28 protein-coding genes are annotated in these 25,194 nt (G+C 41.2%); 27 read left to right on the top strand and 1 reads right to left on the bottom strand.

Annotated elements, in window-relative coordinates; genetic code table 11:
• Positions 1–71 precede the first annotated feature (71 nt).
• The 8 genes from BK049_RS08015 to rsmI are packed head-to-tail and all read left to right on the top strand — an operon-like array spanning position 72 to position 4,994.
• Positions 72–401, top strand: a complete 330-nt coding sequence (locus tag BK049_RS08015; RefSeq protein WP_071169204.1) for a cyclic-di-AMP receptor — start codon at positions 72–74, stop codon at positions 399–401.
• A gap of 12 nt (positions 402–413) precedes the next feature.
• Positions 414–854 carry a YaaR family protein gene (locus BK049_RS08010; RefSeq protein ID WP_008357474.1) on the top strand — a complete coding sequence of 147 codons (441 nt, stop codon included), beginning with the start codon at positions 414–416 and terminating at the stop codon, positions 852–854.
• A gap of 11 nt (positions 855–865) precedes the next feature.
• Positions 866–1,855: a DNA polymerase III subunit delta' gene (holB, locus tag BK049_RS08005; protein ID WP_008357472.1), complete on the top strand. Its 990-nt coding sequence runs from the start codon at positions 866–868 to the stop codon at positions 1,853–1,855.
• A gap of 2 nt (positions 1,856–1,857) precedes the next feature.
• Entirely contained in the window at positions 1,858–2,685 is an 828-nt protein-coding gene (gene ricT, locus BK049_RS08000) for a competence/sporulation regulator complex protein RicT (protein ID WP_007496230.1), read from the top strand.
• Positions 2,686–2,699: 14 nt separating this feature from the next.
• Entirely contained in the window at positions 2,700–3,053 is a 354-nt protein-coding gene (gene yabA, locus BK049_RS07995) for a DNA replication initiation control protein YabA (protein WP_008357468.1), read from the top strand.
• A gap of 55 nt (positions 3,054–3,108) precedes the next feature.
• Positions 3,109–3,852 carry a tRNA1(Val) (adenine(37)-N6)-methyltransferase gene (locus BK049_RS07990; RefSeq protein WP_071168253.1) on the top strand — a complete coding sequence of 248 codons (744 nt, stop codon included), beginning with the start codon at positions 3,109–3,111 and terminating at the stop codon, positions 3,850–3,852.
• A complete protein-coding gene (locus tag BK049_RS07985) occupies positions 3,839–4,138 on the top strand; it encodes a GIY-YIG nuclease family protein (RefSeq protein WP_008357464.1) in 300 nt (99 codons plus the stop codon). Before BK049_RS07990 ends, BK049_RS07985 begins: the two co-directional genes overlap by 14 nt.
• Entirely contained in the window at positions 4,113–4,994 is an 882-nt protein-coding gene (gene rsmI, locus BK049_RS07980) for a 16S rRNA (cytidine(1402)-2'-O)-methyltransferase (RefSeq protein ID WP_071168252.1), read from the top strand. Before BK049_RS07985 ends, rsmI begins: the two co-directional genes overlap by 26 nt.
• A gap of 44 nt (positions 4,995–5,038) precedes the next feature.
• On the opposite strand, the gene BK049_RS07975 is transcribed toward rsmI, so the two are convergent.
• Positions 5,039–5,329: a transition state genes transcriptional regulator AbrB gene (locus BK049_RS07975; RefSeq protein ID WP_087975202.1), complete on the bottom strand. Its 291-nt coding sequence runs from the start codon at positions 5,327–5,329 to the stop codon at positions 5,039–5,041.
• Between the two features lie 518 nt (positions 5,330–5,847).
• On the opposite strand from BK049_RS07975, the gene metG reads away from it, so the two are divergent.
• From metG to spoVT, 19 genes are all read left to right on the top strand, one after another.
• The gene (metG, locus tag BK049_RS07970; protein WP_008357460.1) at positions 5,848–7,848 is read left to right on the top strand and encodes a methionine--tRNA ligase; all 2,001 of its coding nucleotides are present in this window, start codon (positions 5,848–5,850) and stop codon (positions 7,846–7,848) included.
• Positions 7,849–7,929: 81 nt separating this feature from the next.
• A complete protein-coding gene (locus BK049_RS07965; RefSeq protein ID WP_071168251.1) occupies positions 7,930–8,697 on the top strand; it encodes a TatD family hydrolase in 768 nt (255 codons plus the stop codon).
• Positions 8,698–8,941: 244 nt separating this feature from the next.
• Positions 8,942–10,144, top strand: coding sequence for a G5 and 3D domain-containing protein (locus BK049_RS07960; RefSeq protein ID WP_008357455.1), 1,203 nt, complete (start codon positions 8,942–8,944; stop codon positions 10,142–10,144).
• 160 nt (positions 10,145–10,304) lie between these two features.
• Positions 10,305–10,865: a ribonuclease M5 gene (gene rnmV / locus BK049_RS07955; RefSeq protein ID WP_008357453.1), complete on the top strand. Its 561-nt coding sequence runs from the start codon at positions 10,305–10,307 to the stop codon at positions 10,863–10,865.
• Positions 10,858–11,736, top strand: a complete 879-nt coding sequence (rsmA, locus tag BK049_RS07950) for a 16S rRNA (adenine(1518)-N(6)/adenine(1519)-N(6))-dimethyltransferase RsmA (RefSeq protein WP_071168250.1) — start codon at positions 10,858–10,860, stop codon at positions 11,734–11,736. Before rnmV ends, rsmA begins: the two co-directional genes overlap by 8 nt.
• A gap of 134 nt (positions 11,737–11,870) precedes the next feature.
• Positions 11,871–12,755: a sporulation peptidase YabG gene (yabG, locus tag BK049_RS07945; protein ID WP_008357449.1), complete on the top strand. Its 885-nt coding sequence runs from the start codon at positions 11,871–11,873 to the stop codon at positions 12,753–12,755.
• Between the two features lie 213 nt (positions 12,756–12,968).
• Positions 12,969–13,226: a biofilm formation stimulator Veg gene (veg, locus tag BK049_RS07940; protein ID WP_003217979.1), complete on the top strand. Its 258-nt coding sequence runs from the start codon at positions 12,969–12,971 to the stop codon at positions 13,224–13,226.
• A gap of 161 nt (positions 13,227–13,387) precedes the next feature.
• The gene (locus BK049_RS07935; protein WP_008357447.1) at positions 13,388–13,573 is read left to right on the top strand and encodes a small, acid-soluble spore protein, alpha/beta type; all 186 of its coding nucleotides are present in this window, start codon (positions 13,388–13,390) and stop codon (positions 13,571–13,573) included.
• A 146-nt stretch (positions 13,574–13,719) separates the two neighbouring features.
• Complete coding sequence (gene ispE / locus BK049_RS07930; RefSeq protein WP_008357445.1) at positions 13,720–14,589, top strand: 4-(cytidine 5'-diphospho)-2-C-methyl-D-erythritol kinase; 870 nt, start codon at positions 13,720–13,722, stop codon at positions 14,587–14,589.
• Positions 14,590–14,644: 55 nt separating this feature from the next.
• A complete protein-coding gene (gene purR / locus BK049_RS07925; RefSeq protein WP_008357442.1) occupies positions 14,645–15,478 on the top strand; it encodes a pur operon repressor in 834 nt (277 codons plus the stop codon).
• A 39-nt stretch (positions 15,479–15,517) separates the two neighbouring features.
• Complete coding sequence (gene ridA / locus BK049_RS07920; RefSeq protein ID WP_008341860.1) at positions 15,518–15,895, top strand: 2-iminobutanoate/2-iminopropanoate deaminase; 378 nt, start codon at positions 15,518–15,520, stop codon at positions 15,893–15,895.
• Positions 15,896–16,119: 224 nt separating this feature from the next.
• Entirely contained in the window at positions 16,120–16,416 is a 297-nt protein-coding gene (gene spoVG, locus BK049_RS07915) for a septation regulator SpoVG (protein ID WP_008357439.1), read from the top strand.
• 199 nt (positions 16,417–16,615) lie between these two features.
• Positions 16,616–17,986, top strand: a complete 1,371-nt coding sequence (gene glmU, locus BK049_RS07910; RefSeq protein WP_071168249.1) for a bifunctional UDP-N-acetylglucosamine diphosphorylase/glucosamine-1-phosphate N-acetyltransferase GlmU — start codon at positions 16,616–16,618, stop codon at positions 17,984–17,986.
• A 22-nt stretch (positions 17,987–18,008) separates the two neighbouring features.
• Entirely contained in the window at positions 18,009–18,962 is a 954-nt protein-coding gene (locus tag BK049_RS07905; RefSeq protein ID WP_008357434.1) for a ribose-phosphate diphosphokinase, read from the top strand.
• A gap of 137 nt (positions 18,963–19,099) precedes the next feature.
• Positions 19,100–19,726: a 50S ribosomal protein L25/general stress protein Ctc gene (locus BK049_RS07900; protein WP_008357431.1), complete on the top strand. Its 627-nt coding sequence runs from the start codon at positions 19,100–19,102 to the stop codon at positions 19,724–19,726.
• A gap of 141 nt (positions 19,727–19,867) precedes the next feature.
• Positions 19,868–20,434, top strand: coding sequence for an aminoacyl-tRNA hydrolase (gene pth, locus BK049_RS07895; RefSeq protein WP_008357429.1), 567 nt, complete (start codon positions 19,868–19,870; stop codon positions 20,432–20,434).
• A gap of 55 nt (positions 20,435–20,489) precedes the next feature.
• Positions 20,490–20,720: an anti-sigma-F factor Fin gene (fin, locus tag BK049_RS07890; protein WP_003217967.1), complete on the top strand. Its 231-nt coding sequence runs from the start codon at positions 20,490–20,492 to the stop codon at positions 20,718–20,720.
• Between the two features lie 68 nt (positions 20,721–20,788).
• Positions 20,789–24,322 carry a transcription-repair coupling factor gene (mfd, locus tag BK049_RS07885; RefSeq protein WP_008357426.1) on the top strand — a complete coding sequence of 1,178 codons (3,534 nt, stop codon included), beginning with the start codon at positions 20,789–20,791 and terminating at the stop codon, positions 24,320–24,322.
• A gap of 139 nt (positions 24,323–24,461) precedes the next feature.
• Positions 24,462–24,998: a stage V sporulation protein T gene (gene spoVT, locus BK049_RS07880; protein WP_008357424.1), complete on the top strand. Its 537-nt coding sequence runs from the start codon at positions 24,462–24,464 to the stop codon at positions 24,996–24,998.
• Positions 24,999–25,194: the final 196 nt, after the last annotated feature.

Genomic DNA, 25,194 nt, shown 5'->3' with positions numbered 1-25,194 from the left:
CCAATCGTTGTTATAATATAGAGGAAGACATCGGCATGTCACCTGTGCCTAAAACGAAGGAGGCCAATCAAATGAAATTAATTGTTGCCGTTGTACAGGACCAAGATAGCAGCAAGTTGTTGAAGATATTGACTGAACATCAATTCGGCGTGACAAAATTAGCTTCAACTGGCGGGTTTTTAAAGTCTGGAAATACGACTTTTATCATTGGTTGTGATGATGTCAGAGTAGATAAAGCATTGCAGCTTATCAAGGAAAATTGCCGTAAACGTGATCAAATGATCGCACCTGTATCGCCAATGGGTGGAAATGCTGACTCATACGTACCATACCCTGTTGAAGTTGAAGTTGGTGGAGCCACAGTCTTTGTTCTACCAGTTGAACAATTTCATCAATTTTAAGGATGGGTTGCTGTGAAAATTAATCAAGATATGCGGCTGCTTTTGGAAAAACGTGAACTTCAGGCGATGAAAGGAAGCCAAACTTCCTCTTCATTTAAATCATCTATGGAAACACAAAGCGGAAAAATGCGTTTAGAGCAGCTGACCGTCATGCTGAGTGATATCGAAGTGTTCGGTAAAAAGCTGACAAAGTCACGAAATCTAAAGGATTTAGCCAGATTTAAAGGGCTGGTGAAGCGCTTTGTGAAAGAGACAGTCGATAATGGATTAAATATAGAGACATCAAGGAGCTTTGACCTTTATGGCAACACGCGAACACTTGCTTTAGTCAAAGCATTAGATGAAAAACTCATTGAATTAACAGAGGATATGATGAATCAAGAGAAGCCCTCTCTTGATTTGCTTGAACGTATTGGAGAAATAAAAGGTTTATTGATTAACCTTTACACATAGAGAGTGATAACATGGCAATTAGCTGGGATGACATGAATGATTTGCAGCCGCGCGTCATGCGGCTGATTTTTAATAGTATTGATAAAGACCGACTGGCTCATGCTTATTTATTTGAAGGGAAGAAAGGGACAGGAAAGCTAGATGCTGCGCTGCTTTTGGCTAAGAGCTTTTTTTGCTTGGAAGCAGGAGTGAAACCATGTGAGTCCTGTCAAAACTGCAAAAGGATTCAGTCTGGTAACCATCCAGATTTACATCTAGTGCAGCCTGATGGCCAATCAATTAAGAAAGCGCAAGTGCAGGCTTTGCAGGAGGAATTTACAAAAGCAGGTGTAGAGTCGCACCGAAAAATGTATATCATTCTTCATGCGGACAAAATGACGGTCAATGCCGCGAACAGTTTATTAAAGTTCCTAGAGGAGCCTAACCGGGAAACGATGGCGGTTTTAATCACTGAGCAATCGCATAAAATGCTGGATACGATTATTTCAAGGTGTCAGATGCTTAGCTTTCAGCCGCTTCAGCCACAATCCTTAGAGCAGCAGCTTTTACAGGAAGGTGTATCTCAGCATCTTGCAAGGCTTTTGTCGAATTTAACCAATAATTTGGCAGAAGCACTCGAATTAAGTCGAAATGATCAGTTTGCAGAGTCTAGAGCGAAAGTGATAAAATTGTATGAAGTCTTACACCAGCGAAAAGAACATGCATTTTTTTATATACAAGATCAATGGGTGCCTTTTTTCAAAGAGAAAGACCTTCAAGAAACAGGTCTGGATATGCTTTTATTTATATATCGTGATGTATTGTCGATTCAAATAGGAAATGAAGATAAAGTCATTTATCAAGACTTATTCCAGACAATGAAGCAGCACGCGCTGCATTCCACACAGCAGATGGTGACGAATCAGATCCTCGCTGTATTAGAAGCGAAAAAGAGACTTCAATCCAACGTGAATGCCCAAGGGCTAATGGAGCAATTGGTGTTGATGTTGCAGGAGGGATAAGCTTGTACAACGTAATTGGTGTTCGCTTTAAAAAAGCGGGCAAAATCTATTATTTCGATCCTAATGGATTTCATATAGAAAATGATAGTTGTGTCATTGTAGAAACGGTCAGAGGTGTTGAGTACGGACAAGTGGTCATCGCGAATAAAAAAGTAGATGAACATGATGTGGTGCTCCCTTTGCGTAAGGTGATTCGTGTAGCTGATGAACGTGACCGGCTCATCGTTGAGGAGAACAAAGAAGCAGCGATGGCAGCCTTTGATACATGTCTTCAGAAGGTCAGTGAACACGGCCTGGAAATGAAGCTAGTCGATGTCGAATTTACATTTGACAGAAACAAGGTCATCTTCTATTTCACAGCGGACGGCAGAGTCGATTTCCGTGAGCTGGTGAAGGATCTTGCATCTATCTTTAAGACGCGAATTGAACTTCGCCAGATCGGTGTAAGAGACGAGGCGAAAATGCTGGGTGGTATTGGTCCTTGTGGACGAATGCTTTGCTGTTCAACATTCTTAGGAGATTTTGAACCTGTGTCCATTAAAATGGCAAAAGATCAAAACCTCTCGTTAAACCCTACGAAAATTTCAGGGCTTTGCGGCCGTTTGATGTGCTGCTTGAAATATGAGAATGATGAGTATGAAACAGCAAAAGAACAATTACCGGATATCGGTGAAACGATTCAGACGTCTAATGGCTCTGCAAAGGTAGTAGGGCTCAATATTTTAGAACGAATTTTGCAAGTTGAATTAACCGGGCAAGAAAAAGTGATAGAATATACTTGGGAAGAATTATTACAAGAAGGCGTTGTATCTGCACAAACAACTGAGTAACGAGGTGTGCCACCTTGGATAAAAAGGAACTATTTGATACGGTGATTAATCTAGAAGAACAAATCGGTTCTCTTTATCGACAGCTAGGTGATTTGAAAAATCATATCGGTGAAGTGATTGAAGAAAATCATCAGCTTCAGATGGAGAATCAGCATTTGCGTGAACGTCTGGATCAATCCGATCGAGACAAATCGTCTGAGGCGGGAGATGATCCTGCCCAGAAGCCAAGTCATTCTGATATAGGAGAAGGTCATGATAACCTGGCTCGGTTATATCAGGAGGGCTTCCATATTTGTAATGTACATTATGGGAGCATTCGCAAAGAGGGAGACTGTTTGTTCTGTCTGTCATTTTTAAATAAAAAATGAGAAAAGGCTTCCGCTGAATCGGGAGCCTTTTTCACAGGAAAAGAAAGGATACATCATGGTTTCGTTAAGAGAAGATGAACGTTTAGACTACTTGCTTGCAGAAGATATGAAAATTATTCAAAGTAAAACAGTGTTCGCCTTTTCATTGGATGCGGTATTATTAGCAAAATTTGCGTATGTGCCGATTCAAAAAGGGGAGATCATCGATCTTTGTACAGGAAATGGCATCGTTCCATTGCTGCTCTCGACTCGATCTAAAGCTTCTATTACAGGGGTTGAAATTCAAGAGCGCCTTTTTGATATGGCCAAGAGGTCTGTTGAGCATAATCAACTAGAGCATCAGATTGAATTGATTCATGGTGATTTGAATGATATGCCAAAACGGTACGGAAACCACAAAGTAGACGTGATTACATGTAACCCACCATATTTTAAAACGCCTTCTAAGGATGAAATCAATGAAAATGAGTATTTGGCGATCGCACGACATGAGATTCATTGTACATTAGAGGATGTCATTCGTGTTTCTTCCACGCTGCTGAAGCAAGGGGGCAAACTGGCAATGGTTCACCGCCCTGGACGGTTGCTTGAAATTGTTGAAATGATGAAGAAATACCGAATTGAGCCAAAACGAATTCAATTTGTTTATCCTAAACAAGGAAAAGAAGCCAATACCATCTTAGTAGAAGGCATAAAGGATGGAAAACCAGATTTGAAAATCCTGCCACCGCTTTTTGTTTATGGAGAAGACCAAGAGTATACAGAAGAAATCAGGACGATACTGTATGGAGAAGCATAATCATTACTTCTATGTATTGAAATGTGCAGATGGCAGTTTGTATGCTGGGTATACAAATGATCTACAAAAAAGACTGACTACCCATAATAGCGGAAAGGGTGCAAAGTATACAAGAGCGAGACGGCCGGTCGAGCTTTATTACCATGAATGCTTTCCAACCAAAAGAGAAGCCATGCAGCAGGAATATCGTTTTAAAACTTGGACACGTCGAAAGAAAGACATGTATATAGAGGACATGCGAATGAAAAAGGAGGCGGCACATGAACAAGACACAGAAAAGCTTTGATGGTCAATCAGAGATGGGCATTCTTTATCTCGTTCCAACCCCGATTGGGAACTTAGAAGATATGACGTTTCGAGCGATACAAACGTTAAAAGATGTAGACTATATTGCCGCAGAAGATACGAGACAAACGAAAAAGCTTTGTCACGTCTATGAAATTGATACACCGTTAACGAGTTATCATGAGCATAATAAAGAGAGCAGCGGCCACAAGTTAATCGAATGGTTAAAAGAAGGAAAAAATATTGCACTCGTGAGCGATGCGGGTTTACCGACGATTTCTGATCCAGGAGCTGAAGTGGTTCGAGACTTTACAAGCATCGGAGGCTATGTCATTCCGTTACCTGGTGCAAACGCAGCACTAACGGCGCTCATTGCATCAGGGATCGCACCACAGCCATTTTTCTTTTACGGTTTTCTTGATCGACAAAAAAAGGAAAAGAAAAAACAACTGGAAGCATTGAAGAAACGAAAAGAAACGATTATTTTCTATGAAGCGCCCCACCGGTTAAAAGAAACGCTGACTGTGATGAAGGAAGTATGGGGAAACCGAAATATTGCCATTACGAGAGAACTGACGAAAAAATTCGAAGAGTTTATTCGTGGAGATTTAGAATACGTGCTGACATGGGCGGCGGAGCATCAAATCCGAGGTGAGTTCTGTCTTGTTGTACAAGGGAATGATCAGGATGAAGAAGAGCTGAATGAAGAAGCCTGGTGGAAGTCCTTATCTGAAAAAGAACACGTGATCCATTACATAGAGGAAGGATTAACGTCGAAGGAAGCCATAAAACGTGCAGCAGTCGAACGTGGTGTGCCAAAGCGCACACTATACGATGCTTATCATATTGAACAATAAAGAAAGGTTCTTGCAAACGGTGCAAGAACCTTTTTATATGAAACTTATTTTTGTGATTGAAGTTGATTTTGGATTTCGTTAATGATTTGCTCTGCACCTTCACGGCTAAGAACTAATTTACCATTAGCAAGTTTAAGGTTATCGTCTGATACTTCACCTGTTACTTGGCAAGTCATATTTGGCTTATATTTTTTTAGGATAATTTTTTCATCATCAACATAGATTTCCAAAGCGTCTTTTTCAGCAATTCCTAACGTACGGCGAAGTTCGATTGGAATCACCACGCGCCCTAATTCGTCAACTTTACGTACAATACCTGTAGATTTCATCTTCATTCTCCTCCCAAAAAGTTCTTATTCTTAATATAATATTATCTTCGTCATTATTCGACAAATTCCTTACATTCCTAGCATAACAAGGTTTCCATAAATCGTCAATCATTTTGTTTACTATTGTTTGTAAAATATGACTCTTAAAGTTAAAGGACCGTGAAACTCTTGGTTTATAAGGATTTTTTGAACTTCATCAATAAAAATATGATAAATGACGATAACAGATTAACGAGACTTTTGCCCTAATTTAGACAATTGTAAATCTGGAAATAGATATCATACGACAATATTCGACAAAATGTCGAGCGGTTTGTCGTTTTTTTCGAAAAACTCATCTTTTTCGATCATTTCATTCTCTTCTATGTATATATGCTTGATCTTAAAGGCTAAGATGGTATCATAGAGAAAGCACAAGTTCAAAACATAATGAAATGATCTGCCGCATTTTAATCAAGTAATGATAACCGCTCTCGTCCATTGGGCGGGAGTTTTTGACATTTACACACGCAGGAGGTTCCGACATGCCGGAAAAGAAAAAAACGTTTTATCTGACAACACCTATTTACTATCCGAGCGGAAAATTACATATTGGACATGCCTATACGACGGTGGCAGGGGATGCCCTGGCTCGTTATAAACGTCTTCAAGGCTATGATGTGATGTATTTAACTGGTACAGATGAGCACGGACAAAAAATTCAGCAAAAAGCTGAAGAACAAAATATTACACCGATTGAGTATTTAGATCCAGTCGTTGCAGATATTAAATCTTTATGGAAGAAACTCGACATTTCAAATGATGATTTCATTCGTACAACGGAAAAAAGACATACGAAAATCATTGAACAAGTCTTCCAAAAGCTGCTTGATCAAGGAGATATCTATTTAGATCAATATGAGGGCTGGTACAGTATTCCTGATGAAACGTTCTATACGGAAACACAGCTTGTTGATATTGAGCGAAATGAGAAAGGGGAAGTCATTGGCGGGAAAAGCCCAGACAGTGGACACCCTGTTGAATTGATTAAAGAGGAGTCATATTTCTTCCGTATGAGTAAGTATGCGGATCGTTTACTGGACTATTATGAAAAGAACCCATCGTTCATTCAGCCTGAATCAAGAAAGAATGAAATGATCAATAACTTCATTAAACCGGGATTAGAGGATTTAGCTGTATCAAGAACAACCTTTGATTGGGGCATTAAAGTACCTAATAATCCGAAACACGTCATCTATGTATGGATTGATGCGCTATTCAACTATTTAACAGCGATTGGCTATGGAACCGACCAGGATGAAAAATATAAAAAATATTGGCCTGCCAACGTGCACCTTGTAGGGAAAGAAATTGTACGTTTCCATACCATTTACTGGCCGATTATGCTGATGGCACTTGATCTGCCGCTGCCGAAACAAATTTTCGCACACGGCTGGCTTCTGATGAAAGATGGCAAAATGTCTAAATCAAAAGGGAACGTCGTAGATCCGGTCACATTAATTGACCGCTATGGTCTTGATGCCCTTCGTTATTATCTGCTTCGTGAAGTCCCATTTGGCGCTGACGGTGTGTTTACACCCGAAGGATTCGTGGAACGTGTAAACTATGACCTTGCCAATGATTTAGGCAACTTGCTTAACCGCACAGTGGCGATGGTGCAAAAATATTTTGACGGTACATTAAGCAGCTATAAGGGTCCTATCAATGAGTTTGATGAAGAACTGAAGGCTGTGGCTGAACAAACGGTGAAAGCTTATGAAGAAGCGATGGAGAACCTCGAATTCTCGGTGGCTCTTTCAAATGTTTGGACATTAATCAGCAGAACGAATAAATATATTGATCAAACAGCTCCATGGGTGTTAGCGAAGGATGAAACGAAACGAAAAGAACTACATTCTGTGATGTACCATTTAGCAGAGTCCCTTCGAATGACAGCAGTGCTATTAACACCATTCTTAACAAAAACACCAGAGAAAATCTTCTTCCAGCTTGGAGTTGAAGATGAAAAACTCAAAAGCTGGGAAAGCATTCTTTCTTTCGGTGCGATCCAAAAAACGACGGTGCAAAAAGGTGAGCCATTGTTCCCTCGTTTAGAGGTTGAAGAAGAAGTGGCATACATTAAAGAGAAAATGCAAGGAAGTGCACCTAAGGTAGAAGAAGAGAAGGTTGAAATAGAAGAAACAGAATTACCAGAGCTGGGAGCTGAAATTGCATTTGATGATTTTTCGAAAGTCGATCTCCGGGTCGCACAAGTATTGGAAGCAGCCCCAGTTAAAAAAGCTGATCGTCTCTTAAAGCTTCAGCTTGATTTTGGATTTGAAAAAAGACAAATTGTTTCAGGGATTGCCAAGCATTATCAGCCAGATGAATTGGTAGGGAAAAAGCTCGTTTGCGTAGCGAATCTCACGCCGGTTAAGTTGAGAGGGGAAATTTCCCAGGGAATGATTTTAACCGGAGAAACTGGTGGTAAATTGCAGGTTCTTGAAGTGGATCAATCTCTAGCAAATGGAACAAAAATTTTATAAATCAACAAAGGTGTTCCACGTGTAACATTTCGTCGAACACCTTTTGTTTTTTAGGGGAATTGTCGAAAGGAGCCATCAACGATGTTATTTGATACACATGCCCATTTAAATGCTGAACAATATAAAGAAGACTTAGAACAGGTGATTGAAAGAGCAAAAAGTGAAAAGGTAGAGAAAATCGTGGTAGTCGGGTTTGATCGACCAACCATTACGAGAGCGATGGAATTAATTGAGGCGTATGACTTTATTTATGCTGCTATCGGCTGGCATCCCGTTGATGCCATTGATTTGACAGATGAAGATTTGGCTTGGATCAAAGAATTATCTCAACATGAAAAGGTCGTAGCCATTGGAGAGATGGGTCTAGATTACTATTGGGACAAGTCGCCAAAAGATGTGCAAAAAGAAGTCTTTAGACGTCAAATTGCTCTTGCAAAGGAAGTGAACTTGCCAATCATCATTCATAACCGTGACGCTACGGAAGATGTGGTGACGATCTTAAAAGAAGAGGGAGCAGCGGAAGTTGGAGGTATTATGCACTGCTTTACAGGAAGCCTTGAAATTGCAAAAGCGTGTATGGAAATGAACTTTTATATTTCATTCGGTGGACCTGTGACATTTAAAAATGCCAAAAAACCGAAGGAAGTTGTAAAGGACATACCAAGTGATCGTCTATTGATTGAAACAGACTGTCCGTATTTAACTCCGGCGCCATTTAGAGGGAAACGCAATGAGCCGAGCTATGTGAAATATATCGCAGAACAAATTGCGGAATTACGAGACATCAGCTTTGAAGAGCTTGCTGAATTGACAACAGAAAATGCGAAAAAAGTTTTCCGTATAAACTGACAGTATATGATGTCAATCCTTGTTTAAGCTTGTCCATTGGTGAAACATAACCAAAAAGTTCTACACGTTTGCGCCTCCTCATAGGATAAGTTGTCGATAAGTCTTTCTTCCCTTCCTTCCATAAATCTCCCATAATAGGTTTACAATCGTGCATTTTTGTACAGTGGGTGGAAGGGTTGACAGGTTTTGAGATACTCTATATAATCTCTCCGAGGAGAAGGAGGCGTTTTTCATCGTACAAAAAATGAAAAATCTGTTTTCTGTCAGGCTAGGAAAAAGCAAGGTTTTATTGTTAGTCGCTTGCTTGCTTTTAGCTGGAACTGGGACGGCTTACGGTGCGCATGAGTTCACTAAGCAGTCTATTACCATTTCAATCAATGGCAAAGAGAAGACAATTCGTACACATGAAGAGACAGTAGCACAGCTGCTTTCAGACCTTGGAATAAGGACCAGGGCGGAGGATCATATCTCTCCAAGTCTAAATACAAAGATTAAAGACAACATGAACATTGTGTATGATGCGGCTATACCGGTTCATCTTACCCTAGATGGGAAAAAGAAAACGATATGGACAACAGATCAGACGGTTGGAGCATTATTGAAGAATGAGAAGATAGATATTGGGGAGCACGATCAAGTCACTCCAGGAAAGAATGACAAGATTAAAAAGAATATGGATCTTGTGGTTCAGCAGGCCTTTCAGGTCAGCTTAAATGATGGAGGGAAGGATAAAAAAGTGTGGACCACTTCGACTACGGTCGCTGACTTTTTAAAGCAACAAGAGCTGAGGCTCAAGAAGCACGATAAGATCAAACCTGCGTTACATAGCAGTCTTTCTAAAAAAAGCGCAGATGTTCAGATCACTCGGGTGGAAAAAGTCACCGATGTAGTGGAAGAGAAAATTGCTTTTGATACCAAACATAAAAAGGATCAATCTCTAGAACAAGGAAAAGAGAAGGTACTTGAAAAAGGTGAAGAAGGTAAATTGAAGAAGCACTATGCCATTGTGAAAGAAAACGGCAAAGTGGTGTCTAAAGAATTAATGAAAGAAGTAACTGAAAAAGACAGTAAGGATCGTTTAGTGGCCATTGGTACACAAGTGGCCAAGAAGGAGCCTAAAGCGTCCCCTGCGGTTTCAAGAAGTAATGAATCGTCAGGAAAAGAGTTTTATGTGGCGTCAACAGCCTATACAGCGAGCTGTGCTGGATGTACGGGCAGAACGTCTACAGGTTATAATTTAAAAGCAAATCCAGGTGCAAAGGTTATAGCAGTTGATCCGAGTGTCATTCCGCTAGGCTCTAAAGTGTATGTGGAAGGCTATGGATATGCCATTGCGTCAGACACTGGATCTGCTATAAAAGGAAATAAAATTGATGTGTTCGTCCCAAGTAAGTCGGCAGCTTATCAATGGGGAAATAAACGAGTGAAAATTAGAGTGCTCAAATAAACACATCAAATCATTTATATGAACAGAGGGCTTTGCGCACCCTCTGTTTTTTTGGTTATAATAGAAGCACTGTTTTCTAATTAATTAGACGCAAAAACAGCATGGAAGGTTTCATTTTTTGACAAAAAAATGTAGATTGTTTTTGCAAGCGGAGGAATAAATGAAAATCAAAGAAATTATTGTGGTGGAGGGTCGTGATGACACTGCTAGAGTGAAGATGGCGGTTGATGCAGATACGATCGAGACAAACGGATCTGCCATTGGCGATGCCGTCATTCAACAAGTGCGCCTTGCTCAAAAGACGAGAGGGGTCATTATTTTAACAGATCCTGATTTTCCTGGTGAGAAGATCCGTAAAACCATCGCAGAAGCGGTTCCTGGCTGTAAGCACGCTTTTTTGCCAAAACACCTTGCAAAAGCGAAGCGGGACAAAGGAATTGGTGTCGAACATGCTTCCTTGGACAGTATTCGGGATTGTCTTGCCCATGTCCATGAGGAAATGGAAGAATCCGAGAGCGACATTACATTAGACGACTTATTTGACGCAGGCCTTATCGGAAGCGATGCATCGAAACGTCGCCGTGAACGACTAGGTGTGCTTTTAAATATAGGATATACCAATGCGAAGCAGCTGCAAAAGCGCCTTCACATGTTTCAAATAACCAAACAGGATTTTATTGCGGCCTTAAAGACCGTCATGCAGGAGGAAGCCGATGAATAAAGATATTGCGACACCCATCAGAACGAAGGAAATACTGAAGAAGTACGGTTTCTCTTTTAAAAAGAGCTTAGGACAGAACTTTTTAATAGATACGAATATTTTGGATCGCATTGTCGATCATGCAGAGATTACGGATGAGACCGGCGTGATTGAAATTGGGCCTGGTATCGGTGCATTGACAGAACAGCTCGCTAAGCGGGCAAAAAAAGTCACAGCGTTCGAAATTGATCAGCGCCTATTGCCGATTTTAAACGACACGCTTTCTCCATATGATAATGTCACCATCATTCATCAAGATGTGTTAAAGGCGGATGTAAGAAAGGTGATGGAAGAACAGTTTGCTGACTGTAAAGAAGTCATGGTCGTAGCAAACCTTCCATATTACGTGACAACACCGATTATTATGAAACTGCTTGAAGAAAACCTTCCATTAAAAGGGATTGTGGTCATGCTGCAAAAAGAAGTAGCAGATCGGATGGCAGCTGCCCCTTCATCAAAGGAATATAACTCGTTGTCTATTGCGGTTCAATTTTATACGGAAGCGAAAACAGTGATGGTTGTGCCGAAAACGGTTTTTGTCCCACAGCCAAATGTGGATTCAGCTGTTATCAAACTAACCGTTCGTGAAACACCTGCTGTCTCAGTAGACAATAATGCGTTTTTCTTTCAATTGATTCGTGCGAGCTTTGGCCAGCGCCGGAAAACATTGATGAATAATCTGATGAACAATCTGCCTGATGGTAAGAAGCATAAAGCCATCATTGAAGAAGCGCTACAAACAGCCGAGATTGATGGAAAGCGCCGCGGTGAATCATTGTCCATTGATGAATTTGCCCGTTTATCGAACGTTCTACACAAAGCCCTATTTTAAGGGCTTTTTTCTTTTGGTTTTCACCACTTCAGCTGTTCGGGCATAGGCTAGAAAGAACAACACACATGAAAGACGAACATGTTTAGCGCAAGACGATACCAACAGGATATGAGCCTGATTGTGGAGTGAAAAGCATGCAATTTCAAATAGGAGATATGGTGACGAGGGCATCCTATCAGATGGATATTATGTTTCGTATTATTCGAATTGATGAGACAGACCAGCACGAAGCCACCGCCATTTTGCATGGGAATGAAGTAAGGCTGATTGCGGATGCAAAGATGTCAGACTTGGTCTTGATTCAAAAAGAGGAGCAGCTGACAAGAGAGAAGGACGATGAACGGAAAATTAACGAATCGCTCGACTTACTCAGGCAGGATTATCAGCTGCTTCGTGAAAAACAAGAGTATTATACGTCTGGACAATATCAGCATCAGGAACAGTATTTTCACATGCCAGGAAAGGTCCTTCATTTAGATGGAGATGCTTCATACTTAAAGAAATGCTTAGATGTATATGAGAGAATTGGTGTACCTGTGTATGGTGTGCATTGCCACGAGAAGAAAATGCCAAGCATGATTGACTCGTTAATTGATCAATATCGACCTGATATTTTGGTCATCACAGGACATGATGCATATTCCAAGCAAAAGGGCGGCGTACAAGATATCGGTGCATATCGTCATTCTCGTCATTTTGTTGAAACGGTTCAAAAGGCAAGAAGGAAGGTTCCACATTTAGATCAGCTCGTGATCTTTGCAGGAGCCTGTCAATCTCATTTTGAATCATTAATCCAAGCTGGTGCTAATTTTGCAAGCTCACCCTCACGTGTTAACATCCATGCACTCGATCCCGTCTATATTGTTGCGAAGATCAGCTTCACTCCATTTGTAGATCGAATCAACGTGTGGGATGTGCTCCGAAATACGTTAACAAGAGAAAAAGGCCTCGGAGGAATTGAAACGAGGGGTGTTTTAAGGGTAGGTATGCCATATAAAAGAGACCATGAATCGACATAACCTGACTGATTTCAGTCTGGTTTTTTTTATGTTCTAAAAGAAATTTCATATCAATACATAATTCACCGGAATTTGAGAAAAATAGGGAGAAGAAAAGGTAGAAGTTTGTCAAAAATATTTTGTTGACAATGGCTCGTGTTGGTTGATATAATTTAATTTTTATTTGACAAAAATGGGCCGTTGTTGTATAATTATCTCAGTGAGGTGGATGCAATGGCGAAGACTTTGTCCGACATCAAAAGATCGCTTGATGGTAACTTAGGTAAACGTTTGACGTTAAAGGCTAACGGAGGCCGCCGAAAAACAATTGAGCGTTCGGGCATTTTAGCTGAAACGTACCCTTCTGTTTTTGTGATTCAATTAGATCAAGATGAGAATTCGTTTGAAAGAGTTTCTTACAGTTATGCAGATATACTGACTGAGACGGTCGAATTAACGTTCGATGATACCGCTAGCTCAGTCGCCTATTAATGGGCAGTGAACTTCTTGTTTACTGCTTTTTGTTTTGCCTTTTTTCGTATGGGACTCTGTCCATTATTTGAAAGGGGTAAAAGAAAGGGTTCGATACAAAATAAGAAAGCCACGACCTCAGTGGCAATGATTCGAATTCTCGACTAAAGGGGCTGTTTCGTTTGGGTAGACGCCGAGGCATTATGTCAGAAGAGTTCAAATACGAGCTGGCGAAGGATCTTGGATTTTATGATACCGTCAAAAATGGGGGCTGGGGAGACATTCGCGCGCGTGACGCAGGTAATATGGTCAAACGTGCCATCGAATTAGCTCAACAGCACATGGCTCAGGATGAGAATCAACGATAAAGAACTGGTCAGGGATACCTTGGGTGTCTCTGGCCTTTTTTGTTGAAAATGAAGTTTGCTAAGGCGTAAAAGCCAATATTCATCAGAACCATCAAATGTGATACAATATTGATACTTATGTTTAGATGGAGAAGTAGGTGAAATGTTTGCGTATTTTAGAAAAAGCACCGGCAAAAATTAATCTCTCACTTGATGTTCATGGAAAAAGACCGGATGGATATCACGAAGTGGAGATGGTGATGACAACAATAGATCTTGCAGATCGACTAGAGCTGACGGAGCTGGACAAAGACGAAATCCGTGTATCATCTCATAATCGGTTTGTGCCAGATGATCAACGGAATTTGGCTTATCAGGCGGCTAAATTACTAAAAACGAGATTCGGTATCCAAAAAGGCGTATCGATTGTCATCACAAAAGCAATTCCTGTCGCAGCAGGTTTAGCTGGGGGCAGCAGTGATGCCGCTGCAGCACTTCGCGGCTTAAACCGTTTGTGGAAGTTAAATCTTACGTTAGATGAACTAGCTGAGCTTGGAGCGGAGATCGGCTCAGATGTCTCTTTTTGTGTACACGGAGGGACAGCGCTAGCAACAGGACGTGGAGAGAAACTGAAACATATTGCGACACCACCGCATTGCTGGGTGATTTTAGCGAAGCCGGTGATAGGGGTATCTACAGCTGAGGTCTACAGACAATATGACGCAAGCAAAGTAGAACACCCAAATGTACAGCGTATGATTGAAGCCATTGAAGCGAAAGATTATAAAGAGATGTGTAACTCACTCGGTAACGTTCTGGAATCTGTAACATTAAAGATGTATCCAGAAGTCGATATGATTAAGAGACAGATGAAACGTTTCGGAGCAGATGCTGTATTAATGAGTGGTAGCGGACCCACTGTGTTTGGCTTGATTCAATATGAATCGAAGGTGCAAAGAATATATAACGGACTGAGAGGATTTTGTGATCAAGTTTACGCTGTCCGATTGATCGGCGAACAAAATGCCCTTGATTAAATCCGTATATTAAGTTATATTATTCATAAATTATTCGGATTCTGGGGGTAAGTTCATGAAGTTTCGTCGAAGCGGCAGATTGGTGGACTTAACAAATTATTTGCTAACAAACCCGCACGTACTAGTGCCGTTAACATTTTTTGCAGAACGATATCAATCTGCGAAGTCCTCCATTAGTGAAGACTTAACGATTATCAAACAGACCTTCGAGCAGCAGGGAATAGGAACTTTGCTTACTGTACCTGGTGCTGCTGGCGGAGTGAAATATATTCCAAAGATTCACCTAGAAGAAGCAGACGAAGTAGTAAACGATATCGGAGAGGCTTTATCAACTCCTGAACGTGTGCTTCCCGGCGGTTATTTATATTTAACCGATGTTTTAGGCAATCCATCAATTCTTGCGAAAATCGGTAAGCTTTTTGCGACCATCTTTGCGGATCGTGCGATTGATGTGGTCATGACCGTTGCGACGAAAGGCATTCCAATTGCCTATTCTGTTGCAGGTTATTTAAATGTGCCTGTTGTGATCGTGAGAAAAGACAATAAGGTAACCGAAGGATCGACTGTTAGTATTAACTACGCATCAGGTTCTTCTAACCGTATTCAAACCATGTCACTTGCAAAGCGAAGCTTAGATAAAGGATCGAATGTCCTGATCATTGATGACTTTATGAAAGCGGGCGGAACCATTAATGGCATGATGAATTTGCTTGAGGAATTTAATGCGAATGTTGCAGGGATCGGTGTTCTTTTAGAAGATGAGGGCGTAGATGAACGCCTGGTTGATGAATATGTATCGCTATTAAAACTTTCAACGATTGATATGAAGCAGAAGATCATTGAGATCAATGAAGGCAATTTTCACGAGTTTTTTCATTCGAAAGCTTAAGCATTAAATCAAACATGTATTTGAATGGGAGAGATTGATATGACAAAAGTTGTTCAAACGAAAAACGCACCAGCAGCCATTGGACCTTACTCTCAAGGAATCATCGTCAATAACATGTTTTACAGCTCAGGCCAAATTCCATTAACGCCAGCTGGAGATTTTGTGAATGGAGATATTAAAGAACAAACACATCAAGTGTTCCATAATCTTAAAGCCGTCCTTGAAGCAGCGGGTGCTTCCTTTGAAACAGTCGTGAAAGCAACGGTTTTCATTAAGGATATGGAACAATTCGCTGAAGTGAATGAAGTGTACGGTGAATACTTCCATACGCATAAGCCAGCTCGTTCATGTGTAGAAGTAGCAAGACTTCCAAAGGATGCGCTTGTAGAAATTGAAGTGGTCGCATTAGTGAAATAAACAGGCAGTCTCAATAAAAGCCGCTTGGTTTGATTTTATGCACGAAAAGGCATCATCATGATGTCTTTTTTTGCACAGAAAATGTAAGCGCCGTCATCAAAATGACAAAAAATGTATAAATATCCCGATATTTCAAAAAAAGTTTAAAAAAAGAGCAGGAGAATCACTACAATCGTTGAATACCTAATTAATGCTTTTATATTGGGAAAAGGTGGTGAACTACTGTGGAAGTTACTGACGTAAGATTACGCCGCGTGAATACCGATGGTCGCATGAGGGCGATTGCATCCATCACGCTGGACCACGAATTTGTTGTTCATGATATTCGTGTGATTGATGGAAATAATGGGTTGTTTGTTGCAATGCCTAGCAAACGCACGCCTGATGGAGAGTTTCGTGATATTGCACATCCAATTAACTCAAGCACTCGGGGTAAAATCCAGGATGCTGTTTTAAATGAATATCATCGCTTAGGCGAAGAAGAAGAAACAATTGAATATGAAGAAGCTGGGGCTTCTTAATCATATGTGAATCTAAAAAGACAGCTTTAAGAGAAAATGGAATGTTTTCTTTTAAATGCTGTCTTTTTTGCGTTTTTCCTCATATTTCTTCTGGTTTTGAACCGTTAGAAAATTATTGTACTTCCTCTTGTATCCTTGAAATCAGTCCTTATTTAGGATATATTTTTCTATGGATAATAGGGATATTGGAGGCCAATCAATGGATAAGCGGTTCGCAGTGATTTTAGCAGCGGGAAAAGGAACAAGAATGAAGTCAAAGCTATACAAAGTACTTCATCCAGTTTGCGGAAAGCCAATGGTCGAGCATGTGGCTGATGAAGTGTTAAAGCTTTCTTTAGCCAAGCTAGTGACGATTGTCGGTCATGGGGCAGAGGACGTCAAAGAGCAGCTTGGGGATAGAAGTGAATATGCACTTCAAGAAGAACAGCTGGGAACAGCACATGCCGTCAAACAAGCAAAGTCGTTTCTCGCAAAGGAAAAGGGAACAACCATTGTCATTTGTGGAGATACGCCATTATTGACAGCGGAAACAATGGAAGCCATGCTAAGCGAGCATCAAAAGCATCAAGCGAAAGTCACTATTTTAACAGCGCGTGCGGAAGACCCGACAGGTTATGGTCGTATTATTCGTGATGAAACCGGTGCTGTTGTGAAAATTGTGGAGCATAAAGACGCAAATGATGCGGAACGTCAAGTGAATGAAATTAATACCGGGACCTATTGCTTTTCAAATGAAGATCTCTTCCGTGTGATTGAGCAGGTGTCAAATGAAAATGCACAGGGTGAATACTATTTGCCGGATGTCATTGAGATTTTAAAAAATGAAGGGCAAACAGTTGCAGCTTATCAAACACCGCATTTTGAAGAAACACTTGGAGTCAATGATCGTATCGCTCTATCACAAGCAGAGCAATTCATGAAGCGCCGTATTAATCATCAGCATATGAAGAATGGTGTGACCTTGATTGATCCTGAGAACACGTATATCTCGCCAGATGCTGTCATCGGTGAAGATACAATCATTTATCCTGGGACGGTTATCAAAGGGAATGTAAAAATTGGTACAGACGCCACAATTGGGCCGAATACTGAAATTGTTGATAGCATAATCGGAGATCGGACAGTGATTAAGCAATCTGTTGTCTGCGATAGTGAAGTTGGAGTAGATGTGACAATTGGACCGTTTGCTCATATTCGCCCATTGTCGAAAATTGGCAATGAAGTGAAGATCGGGAATTTTGTCGAAATCAAGAAAACGGTTTTCGGTGACCGAAGCAAAGCGTCTCACCTAAGCTATATTGGAGATGCAGAGGTCGGAACGGATGTAAACCTTGGCTGTGGATCCATTACAGTTAATTATGATGGGAAGAACAAATTCTTAACAAAGATTGAAGATGGCGCCTTTATTGGCTGCAATTCAAATCTCGTTGCACCAGTCACTGTCGGAAAAGGGGCATATGTTGCAGCCGGTTCAACGGTAACAGAAGATGTTCCGCAGGATGCACTGTCTATTGCTAGAGCAAGACAAGTCAATAAAGAAGATTATGTGAAAAATATTCATAAAAAATAATCCAAATACCCGGAGGTTTACCATGTCTAATCGTTATGCTGATGCGAATTTAAAGATTTTCTCTTTGAATTCAAACCCTGAACTTGCTAAAGAAATTGCCGAGCGTATCGGAGTTGATCTAGGAAAGAGCTCTGTTAAACGTTTTAGTGACGGTGAAGTCCAAATTAATATTGAAGAAAGTATTCGCGGCTGTGACTGTTATGTCATTCAATCAACAAGTGCGCCAGTGAATGAGCACATTATGGAACTGCTTATTATGGTTGATGCCCTAAAACGTGCGTCTGCGAAAACTGTCAACATTGTCATCCCTTATTATGGATACGCACGTCAAGATCGTAAGGCAAAACCTCGTGAGCCGATTACTGCGAAGCTTTTTGCAAACTTACTAGAAACAGCAGGTGCTACACGTGTGATTGCACTTGACCTGCATGCGCCGCAAATCCAAGGTTTCTTTGATATTCCAATCGATAACTTAATGGCAGTGCCAATCTTAACAAACTATTTCGAACAGAAAAACTTGAATGATATCGTCGTCGTGTCTCCAGACCACGGTGGTGTGACGCGTGCACGTAAAATGGCAGACCGCCTGAAAGCGCCAATCGCCATTATCGACAAACGCCGTCCGAAGCCAAACGTTGCTGAAGTGATGAACATCATTGGTAACATCGAAGGCAAAACAGCGATTCTCATTGATGATATCATTGACACAGCTGGAACGATTACACTAGCAGCAAATGCGCTCGTTGAAAATGGAGCGGCTGAAGTATATGCTTGCTGTACTCACCCAGTATTGTCTGGACCAGCGGTAGAACGCATCACAAACTCTAAAATCAAAGAATTGGTTGTCACCAACAGTATTCACTTAACAGATGACAAGAAAGTAGATAAATTCATTCCACTTTCAGTTGGGCCTTTGCTTGCAGAAGCCATCATCCGTGTGCATGAAGAAGAATCTGTTAGCTACCTTTTCAGCTAATTCTCTTATCAAAAAGGCCCTAGGGATAAACTTAGGGTCTTTTTGCTTTAATAAATGAAAGCCAAACATGTTTAAAATGATTCAGTTATGGGTATTTATGAAAGTAGTGACAAAAAAGAAATAGGATGGTGCTGAATATGGCAACTTTAAAAGCAAATAAAAGAACTGATTTCAAACGTTCCACACTGCAAAAAATCCGTCATTCAGGACATGTTCCTGGTGTCATATACGGAAAAAATACAGACAACCTAGCTGTTTCATTAGACAGCATTGATTTATTAAAGACATTACGTGATGAAGGGAAAAATACAATCATCACATTAGATGTTGGCGGTGAAACAAAATCTGTGATGGTCACAGAATTACAAACAGATCCGCTTAAAAATGAGCTCGTCCACGCCGATTTCCAAGTGGTCGACTTACAGCAGGAAATCGAGGCAGATGTACCGGTACAACTCATTGGTGAATCCAAAGGTGTAAAAGATGGCGGTGTGCTTCAGCAGCCACTATTTGAGTTATCTATTACAGCGAAACCAAAGGATATCCCGCAAAATATCGAAGCTGATATTACAAACTTAGAAGTAAATGACGTACTAACAGTCGGTGATCTGCCTGTTCAGTCTACGTATCAAATTAATAATAATCCAGAAGAAGTTGTTGCTTCTATCTTACCGCCTCAGCAATCCAAGGTTCCAGAGCCAGATAGCGAAGATGAAACGCAAGAGCCTGAGGCAATTAAAGAAAAAGACGACAACGAAGAATAACTGGTCAATTAGAGACGTAACCCTCCCGCGGTTGCGTCTTTTGTGCTAGAATGAAAAGAATTCATACGTTTTTGGATGAGGCAATCACATTGGCTCATTTTTTAGGCGTGTGCATGTGCGACAAAGGAGGTTGTTGGTTTCATGATTGCGTTCGTCGGATTGGGCAATCCAGGAAGAGAATATGAAAAAACAAGACATAATGTCGGGTTTATGACAATAGATGAACTATCAAAAAAATGGGACATCCCATTAAATCAATCAAAATTCCATGGACAATATGGAACTGGGTTTGTTTCGGGGCAAAAGGTTCTACTTGTTAAGCCTCTTACATATATGAACTTATCAGGGGAATGCGTGCGTCCGCTGATGGATTATTATGATATTCCCCTTGAGAATTTGAAGGTCATCTATGATGATCTTGATTTGCCAACTGGGCGGATTCGTTTGCGTACAAAGGGAAGTGCAGGCGGACATAATGGAATCAAATCGTTGATTCAGCATTTAGGTTCACCTGAGTTTGACCGATTTCGCATTGGCATTGGCCGGCCGCAAAACGGCATGAAGGTCGTCGATTACGTACTAGGACGATTCTCTGATGAGGAACAGCCTGACATCTCATCAGCTATTCAAGCGTCTGTTGAGGCTTGTGAGGCGGCTTTAACAAAGCCATTTTTAGAAGTGATGAATGATTTTAACAAGAAGGTATAAGAATGATAAGCAAAGCACATACTGATCATAAAATCTCAGCATGGGAGGATCACGTATGGCTTTGCACTATTACTGCCGGCACTGTGGTGTAAAGGTTGGCAGTCTAGATGAATCTGCTGTCCAAAGTGAAGCACTTGGATTTCATCACTTAACAAATGAGGAAAGAAACGATATGATTTCTTATAGGGAAAATGGTGATTTACATGTACAAACCATTTGTGAGGATTGCCAAGAGGCGCTCGAAAGAAATCCTGATTACCATCAGTATCATACCTTTATTCAATAAAAAAGCTTTGGTGTAGATATTAGACCAAAGCGTTTTTCTGTTTTAAACAAGCAGGGAGGAGGAGCCAAATGAAAAACATACAAACATTTATCAAACAAAGTGATGATTTTCAGTCCATTTTTAATGGGCTAAAGGAAGGGTTAAAAGAACAGCTGCTCGCCGGATTATCAGGCTCCGTCAGATCTTTATTTACAGCCACCATATCAGACGAACTAAAGCGGCCGATGTTTATTGTGACCCACAACTTATATCAGGCGCAGAAGGTGACAGATGATCTCACAAGTGTGATGCCGGATCGCTCAGTTCTTCTTTATCCTGTCAATGAACTTATTGCATCTGAGATTGCTGTGGCAAGTCCTGAGCTTAGAGCACAGCGTCTTGATGTCCTGAATCGGCTTGCAAATGGAGAAAACCCGATCGTCGTTGCTCCGGTAGCCGCGGTGCGTAGAATGCTTCCGCCAGTTGAACTCTGGAAGGAGAGTCAGATCCATTTAAAGATCGGTGAAGAAATTGATTTGGAGGCGTTTTCAAAACAGCTTGTTCAAATTGGTTATGACCGGACATCTATGGTTGCTGCGCCTGGAGATTTTAGTGTGCGCGGAGGAATCATTGACATTTATGCGTTAACGGAAGATCATCCGATTCGTATTGAGCTGTTTGATACAGAAGTGGACTCTATTCGGACCTTCCACTCTGACACGCAGCGTTCACTGGAGTCCCTTCAGGAAATCAATATTGGTCCAGCGAAAGAGCTGATTGTAAGAGGTCCAGAACGAGTGAGAGCGATTGAACAGCTTGACGAAGGACTTGCGAAAAGCTTAAAGAAATTCAACTCTGATAAACAAAAAGAGCTGCTACATCAAAATATTTCTGCTGATCGAGAGAAGCTGCTAGAAGGCATTGTGACACAAGAAATGACGAAGTACCTGTCCTATTTCTATGAAAAGCCTGCTAGTTTGCTAGATTATACATCGCAGGATACGATTATTATTCTAGATGAAATCAGCAGAATTCAGGAGATGGAAGAACAGCTTGAACAGGAAGAAGCAGATTGGACAATTGGTCTGCTTGAAGAAGGAAACATTCTGCATGATTTAACACTTTCCTTCCCATTCCAAGAGCTGATCAATCAGCAATCAAGATCGATTCTGTACTATTCCTTGTTTTTGAGACATGTTCAGCAGACGAATCCGCAAAATATCGTCAATGTATCTAGTAAGCAAATGCAGAATTTCCATGGGCAGATGAATGTGCTTGCAAGCGAAATCGAACGCTACAAAAAGCAGAATTATACGGTTGTCTTTTTAGGTGCGGATGAAGAGCGCACAGAGAAGCTGTCATCTGTCTTACATGATTATGACATTGAAGCGGCTCTTGCCAAACCGGACGCTGAGCTTGTAAGCGGGCAAGTGTATATTTTACAAGGTGAGCTGCAAACAGGCTTTGAACTGCCTTTATCAAAAATTGCAGTCATCACAGAAGGTGAGCTTTTCAAGAAACGTGTGAAGAAGCAGGCACGCAAGCAAAAGCTGACGAACGCAGAGCGAATCAAAAGCTACTCAGAGCTTCAAGTGGGCGATTATGTGGTGCACATTAACCACGGGATCGGTAAGTATTTAGGAATTGAAACGCTTGAAATCGGCGGCATTCATAAGGATTATTTAAATATTCATTATCAAGGAAGCGACAAGCTTTATGTACCGGTTGAACAAATTGATCAGGTGCAGAAGTATGTAGGATCTGAAGGAAAAGAGCCCAAGCTGTACAAATTGGGCGGCAGTGACTGGAAACGCGTAAAGAAAAAAGTGGAATCATCTGTTCAGGACATTGCAGATGATCTCATTAAGCTGTATGCAGAACGTGAAGCGAGCAAAGGGTATGCCTTCTCGCCTGATCATGAGATGCAGCGCCAGTTTGAATCTGCGTTCCCTTACCAAGAAACAGAAGATCAAATTCGTTCGATTCATGAAATCAAACAAGACATGGAGCGGGAGCGTCCAATGGATCGCCTGCTTTGTGGAGATGTGGGATATGGAAAAACAGAGGTGGCGATTCGAGCGGCCTTCAAAGCCATTGCAGACGGGAAGCAGGTAGCACTCCTTGTACCAACAACGATCTTAGCGCAGCAGCATTTTGACACGATTATGGACAGATTCCAAGACTACCCTGTCAAAATCGCTCAACTTAGCCGCTTCCGTACACGAAAAGAAACAACAGAAACATTAAAAGGGCTGAAAAACGGAACGATTGATATGGTCATCGGGACACACCGTCTTCTTTCAAAAGACATCGTCTACAAGGATTTAGGGCTGTTGATCATTGATGAAGAGCAGCGCTTTGGTGTGACGCATAAAGAGAAAATTAAGCAAATGAAAGCCAATATTGATGTACTGACATTAACGGCAACGCCCATTCCGCGTACGCTCCATATGTCAATGCTTGGCGTACGTGACCTATCCGTTATCGAAACGCCGCCTGAAAACCGTTTCCCTGTTCAAACCTATGTTGTCGAGTACAATGGCGCTTTAGTCAGAGAGGCGATAGAGCGGGAACTAGCACGAGGTGGCCAAGTGTATTTCCTTTACAACCGTGTGGAGGACATTGAACGGAAAGCGGATGAAATCTCAATGCTCGTTCCAGACGCGAAAGTTAGCTATGCACATGGGAAAATGAGTGAGAACGAGCTGGAATCCGTCATGATCAATTTCCTTGAAGGTGAATCGGATGTACTCGTCAGTACAACGATTATTGAAACGGGCGTAGACATTCCAAATGTGAACACGCTCATTGTACATGATGCAGATAAAATGGGACTTTCTCAGCTGTACCAGTTAAGAGGACGAGTTGGGCGCTCGAATCGTGTTGCTTATGCTTATTTCACTTATCGAAAAGACAAAGTGCTTTCTGAAGTAGCAGAGAAAAGACTTCAGGCCATTAAAGAATTCACTGAGCTTGGATCAGGATTTAAGATTGCGATGCGTGACTTAACGATTCGTGGAGCAGGTAACTTACTTGGTGCACAGCAGCATGGATTTATTGATTCTGTTGGATTCGATCTTTACTCTCAAATGCTGAAAGAAGCGATTGAAGAAAGAAGGGGCGATACGACTGCTCAAGAAAAATTTGAGCCGGAAATTGACCTCCAAATTGATGCCTATATTCCAGATAGCTATATTTCGGATGGTAAGCAAAAGATCGAGATGTATAAACAGTTTAGAGCGATTAGTTCCATTGAAGAACGGAAAGAGCTTCAAGAAGAAATGATTGACCGATTCGGTGAATATCCGCAAGAAGTGGCTGATTTGTTCACGATCGCGACGATGAAAGTGTACGCTGTGCAAGAACGTGTCGAGCTGATCAAGATGGAGAAAGGGATTGTCAGACTCACCCTTGATGAGAAAGCAAGCAGTGAAATCGATGGTCAAAAATTATTTGAGCTCGGCAGCCAATATGGACGTGATATCGGTCTTGGAATGGAAGGCAGCAAGCTGATTATTTCTGTCCAAACGAAAGGGAAGAAAACCGAGGAGTGGCTTGAGATGGTTCTTCGTATGCTTCGAGGTCTTCAAGATGTGAAAAAAGAAACCATTCCATCTTCATAAAATTTTGTTGGTCTCTCATGTATATTACGTTTGATGTGACGGATACTAAACTCAGGGTCAAGTGGTGAATGTTGCATAAAGTGGACGCTTTTGTTCCATTCACCCAACACATCATCAAACGAAAGAGAGGCAGCAGTGAATGAAAGCAACTGGAATTGTACGCCGTATCGATGATTTAGGTAGAGTGGTTATACCGAAGGAAATTCGCAGAACATTGCGTATCCGGGAAGGAGATCCGCTTGAGATTTTTGTCGACCGCGATGGAGAAGTGATTTTGAAGAAGTATTCACCGATTAGTGAGCTAGGAGACTTTGCGAAGGAATATGCTGATGCATTATTCGACAGTTTGGGCCATTCCATCCTCATCTGTGATCGTGATACGTATATTGCTGTATCTGGCAGTTCGAAAAAAGAATACTTAAACAAATCCATTAGTGACTTAATTGAACGAACTATAGATCAGCGAAATTCTGTGTTAGAGGACAGCAAGAAAGAGATTCAACTTGTCGATGGTATTGATGATGACGTATCTGCTTATACCATTGCACCTATTGTTGCAAACGGAGATCCAATTGGCGCCGTCGTCTTATTTTCTAAAGAGCGTTCAATGGGGGAAGTGGAGCATAAAGCGGCAGAAACGGCAGCTGGCTTCTTAGCCCGTCAAATGGAACATTAGGTCTAATAATTCTATATCATTTTGATGAAACGAAGAATGCCGATAAAATCATTTGATTTTATCGGCGTTTTTTATATAGGTGAAACAAAAAGGCGAATGTGTCGTCTACTCCTTAGAAAGAAACGGCTTGTGATTGACGTATGATATAATGAGTGCGTTTAAATGCAGATCTATTTTTTGATTGAACATAAAGGAG

It is taken from the genome of Bacillus xiamenensis (assembly GCF_001857925.1).
Classification (GTDB): Bacteria; Bacillota; Bacilli; order Bacillales; family Bacillaceae; genus Bacillus; species Bacillus xiamenensis.
This window is presented reverse-complemented; position numbering and strand designations above follow the sequence as displayed.

Coding starts and splice junctions, on each gene's coding strand:
- BK049_RS08015 (WP_071169204.1), top strand. CDS start 72: ATGAAATTAATTGTTGCCGTTGTACAGGACCAAGATAGCAGCAAGTTG.
- holB (WP_008357472.1), top strand. CDS start 866: ATGGCAATTAGCTGGGATGACATGAATGATTTGCAGCCGCGCGTCATG.
- BK049_RS07990 (WP_071168253.1), top strand. CDS start 3,109: ATGGTTTCGTTAAGAGAAGATGAACGTTTAGACTACTTGCTTGCAGAA.
- BK049_RS07985 (WP_008357464.1), top strand. CDS start 3,839: ATGGAGAAGCATAATCATTACTTCTATGTATTGAAATGTGCAGATGGC.
- rsmI (WP_071168252.1), top strand. CDS start 4,113: ATGAACAAGACACAGAAAAGCTTTGATGGTCAATCAGAGATGGGCATT.
- BK049_RS07975 (WP_087975202.1), bottom strand. CDS start 5,329: ATGAAGATGAAATCTACAGGTATTGTACGTAAAGTTGACGAATTAGGG.
- metG (WP_008357460.1), top strand. CDS start 5,848: ATGCCGGAAAAGAAAAAAACGTTTTATCTGACAACACCTATTTACTAT.
- BK049_RS07965 (WP_071168251.1), top strand. CDS start 7,930: ATGTTATTTGATACACATGCCCATTTAAATGCTGAACAATATAAAGAA.
- BK049_RS07960 (WP_008357455.1), top strand. CDS start 8,942: ATGAAAAATCTGTTTTCTGTCAGGCTAGGAAAAAGCAAGGTTTTATTG.
- rnmV (WP_008357453.1), top strand. CDS start 10,305: ATGAAAATCAAAGAAATTATTGTGGTGGAGGGTCGTGATGACACTGCT.
- rsmA (WP_071168250.1), top strand. CDS start 10,858: ATGAATAAAGATATTGCGACACCCATCAGAACGAAGGAAATACTGAAG.
- yabG (WP_008357449.1), top strand. CDS start 11,871: ATGCAATTTCAAATAGGAGATATGGTGACGAGGGCATCCTATCAGATG.
- veg (WP_003217979.1), top strand. CDS start 12,969: ATGGCGAAGACTTTGTCCGACATCAAAAGATCGCTTGATGGTAACTTA.
- purR (WP_008357442.1), top strand. CDS start 14,645: ATGAAGTTTCGTCGAAGCGGCAGATTGGTGGACTTAACAAATTATTTG.
- ridA (WP_008341860.1), top strand. CDS start 15,518: ATGACAAAAGTTGTTCAAACGAAAAACGCACCAGCAGCCATTGGACCT.
- glmU (WP_071168249.1), top strand. CDS start 16,616: ATGGATAAGCGGTTCGCAGTGATTTTAGCAGCGGGAAAAGGAACAAGA.
- BK049_RS07905 (WP_008357434.1), top strand. CDS start 18,009: ATGTCTAATCGTTATGCTGATGCGAATTTAAAGATTTTCTCTTTGAAT.
- BK049_RS07900 (WP_008357431.1), top strand. CDS start 19,100: ATGGCAACTTTAAAAGCAAATAAAAGAACTGATTTCAAACGTTCCACA.
- pth (WP_008357429.1), top strand. CDS start 19,868: ATGATTGCGTTCGTCGGATTGGGCAATCCAGGAAGAGAATATGAAAAA.
- fin (WP_003217967.1), top strand. CDS start 20,490: ATGGCTTTGCACTATTACTGCCGGCACTGTGGTGTAAAGGTTGGCAGT.
- mfd (WP_008357426.1), top strand. CDS start 20,789: ATGAAAAACATACAAACATTTATCAAACAAAGTGATGATTTTCAGTCC.
- spoVT (WP_008357424.1), top strand. CDS start 24,462: ATGAAAGCAACTGGAATTGTACGCCGTATCGATGATTTAGGTAGAGTG.